This is a genomic window from Nocardia sp. NPDC060220 (assembly GCF_042727815.1).
Classification (GTDB): Bacteria; Actinomycetota; Actinomycetes; order Mycobacteriales; family Mycobacteriaceae; genus Nocardia.
The window spans coordinates 1-2615 of record NZ_JBHWZY010000913.1 but is presented as its reverse complement, the minus strand read 5'-3'; the positions used below and the strand labels follow the sequence as shown (position 1 = coordinate 2615).

At 67.9% G+C, this 2615-nt stretch carries 2 protein-coding genes; both read left to right on the top strand.

Annotated elements, in window-relative coordinates:
- The first annotated feature begins 108 nt into the window (after positions 1-108).
- On the top strand, positions 109-1464 hold the full coding sequence (locus tag ACFWF3_RS31625) for a hemolysin family protein (RefSeq protein ID WP_379317440.1): 1356 nt from the start codon (positions 109-111) through the stop codon (positions 1462-1464).
- Positions 1457-2521, top strand: a complete 1065-nt coding sequence (locus tag ACFWF3_RS31620; RefSeq protein WP_379317438.1) for a hemolysin family protein — start codon at positions 1457-1459, stop codon at positions 2519-2521. Before ACFWF3_RS31625 ends, ACFWF3_RS31620 begins: the two co-directional genes overlap by 8 nt.
- Positions 2522-2615: the final 94 nt, after the last annotated feature.

Here is a 2615-nt window from a genome sequence, read left to right as displayed (position 1 = left end):
GGAGGGCTCCTCTACGGAGCCGGGTGACAAACCCGGCGTCCTCCTTTCCGCAGCGTCCGTTCGATCCCCCGGTTTCCCTACCGCGCCCCCACTCGGGTGGTGCTGAGGATGTCCATCGTTCTGACCGTGCTCAGCCTGCTCGGCTTCGTCGCACTCACTCTCGGAACGGCACTGTTCGTCGCCGCCGAGTTCTCCCTCACCGCACTGGAACGCAGCACCGTCGAAGCGGCCGCTCGGGAAGGTGACACCCAGTCACGCCTGGTGAAACAGGCCCATCACACCCTGTCGTTCCAGCTCTCCGGCGCTCAGCTCGGCATCACCATCACGACGCTGATCACCGGCTACATCGCCGAACCCGTTCTGGCCCGGCTGCTCGATCCGCTGCTGGACGGCATCGGGTTGAGCGAAAACGCCTCGCACGGCGTCGCCTTGGCGCTGGCCCTGATCATCGCGACCTCGCTGTCGATGATCTACGGCGAACTGGTGCCCAAGAACATCGCGATCGCCGAGCCGATGATGGTCGCCCGGCTCACCGCGGGTCCGATGATCGGCTTCTCCGCCCTGTTCAAGTGGCTCATCCGTTTTCTCAACGGCGCCGCCAACTGGGTGGTCCGCAGGCTCGGCATCGAACCCGCCGAGGAACTGCGCTCGGCCCGCTCGCCCCAGGAACTCGGTTCGCTGGTGCGCACCTCCGCCATGCGTGGCGCGATGGATCAGCGCACCGCGCAGGTGATGGACCGCTCGCTGGAATTCGGTGAGCGCAGCGCCGAGGACCTGATGACACCGCGCGTGAAGGTCGAATCGCTGGACCGCCACGACACCATCGCCGATCTCATCGCCGCCGCCGCGCGCACCGGCTACTCCCGGTTCCCGGTGGTCGACGGCGACCTCGACAACACGCTCGGCGTTGTGCACGTCAAGCAGGCGTTCACCCACCCGGGTGAGCTGCGCAAGCAGATCCAGCTCAGCGACCTCGCCGTCGCGGTGCCGATCGTGCCCGCCAGCCTGGACGGCGACGAAGTCCTCGAGCGCGTCCGCGCCGACGGCATGCAGGTGGCTCTGGTCGTCGACGAATACGGCGGCACCGCGGGCATGGTGACCATGGAGGACCTGATCGAGGAGATCCTCGGCGACGTGCGCGACGAGCACGACGAGGAGGAGCGCGATGTGCGCCGGGTCTCCGACGGCTGGGACTGCTCGGGTCTGATGCGCATCGACGAGGTGTCGCGCGCGACCGGCTACGACGCACCCGAGGGCGAATACGAAACCCTCGGCGGGCTGGTACTGGCCCAGCTCGGCCGCATTCCGGTGACCGGCGACGAAGCGGTGCTGCCCGAATCCCGCGGTTCCGGGGGCGGCTGGATCGCCCGGGTGGAACGGATGGACGGACGGCGCATCGACCGGGTGCGGTTGATCCCCGTCGACGCGGCCGCCCTCTCGGCACGGGAGAACGCTCATGGGTGACCTGTTCGGAATCTTGCTGACCGTCGTACTCCTGGCGGGCAACGCGTTCTTCGTGGCCGCCGAGTTCGCCCTCATCTCCGCCCGCCGTGATCGGCTGGAAGCCCTTGTCGCCCAAGGCAAGAAGAAGGCGCAGACGGTGATCGAGGCGGGTGAGAACCTGTCGATCATGCTCGCCGCGGCTCAGCTCGGCATCACCATCTGCTCGATCCTGCTCGGCCGCGTCGGCGAGCCCGCGATCGCGCACCTGATCGAGCGCCCGTTCGAACTGCTCGGCCTGCCCGATCAGTTGCTGCACCCGGTGGGCTTCGCGCTCGCGCTCACGGTGGTGGTGATCCTGCACATCCTGCTCGGCGAGATGGTGCCGAAGAACATCGCCCTGGCCGGTCCGGAACGCTCGGCACTGCTGCTGGTGCCGGTCCACCTGATGTGGTTGCGGATCGCCCGACCGCTGATCGCGCTGTACAACCTGGCCGCGAACATGACGCTGCGGATGATGCGTATCGAGCCGAAGGACGAACTCGACGCGACCGTCTCGACGGTGGAACTGGCCGAGATGATCGGCGAATCCCGCTCCGAGGGACTGCTCGACGAAGAGGAACACCGCAGGCTCACCCAGGCCCTCGGCACCTCCGACCAGGTCGTCGGGGATGTGATGGTGCCGTTGGCCCAAGCCAGATCGGTGCCGCTGATCGGCAACGGAACCACCCTCGGTGAGGTCGAGGCAGCGGTGTCCGAAACCGGTTTCTCGCGCTACCCGGTCGCCGCCTCCGACGGCTCTCTGGTGGGTTACCTGCACATCAAGGACGTCCTCGACGAGGTCGCCGACGACAACGCGGGCCCGGACACCGTCATCCCCCGCACCGACATCCGCCCGCTGCCCACGGTGAGCACCGGAACTCCGCTCTACGAGGCGCTGGCCCGGTTGCGCCGTACCAGCAGCCATCTGGGACGGGTGGTCGACAGCCGCGGCAACACCGTCGGCGTGGTCGCCCTGGAGGACCTGATCGAAGAGTTCGTGGGCACCGTGCGCGACGGAACCCACCGCCTCGCCGAATAACCCGGATCGCGAAAACGGCCCGACCAACCGGTCGGGCCGTTTTCGTGTGCCGAGGGGCCTGGCGGATCGCCGACCCGGCTACACCTGGTCGCCG

Coding starts and splice junctions, on each gene's coding strand:
- ACFWF3_RS31625 (WP_379317440.1), top strand. CDS start 109: ATGTCCATCGTTCTGACCGTGCTCAGCCTGCTCGGCTTCGTCGCACTC.
- ACFWF3_RS31620 (WP_379317438.1), top strand. CDS start 1,457: ATGGGTGACCTGTTCGGAATCTTGCTGACCGTCGTACTCCTGGCGGGC.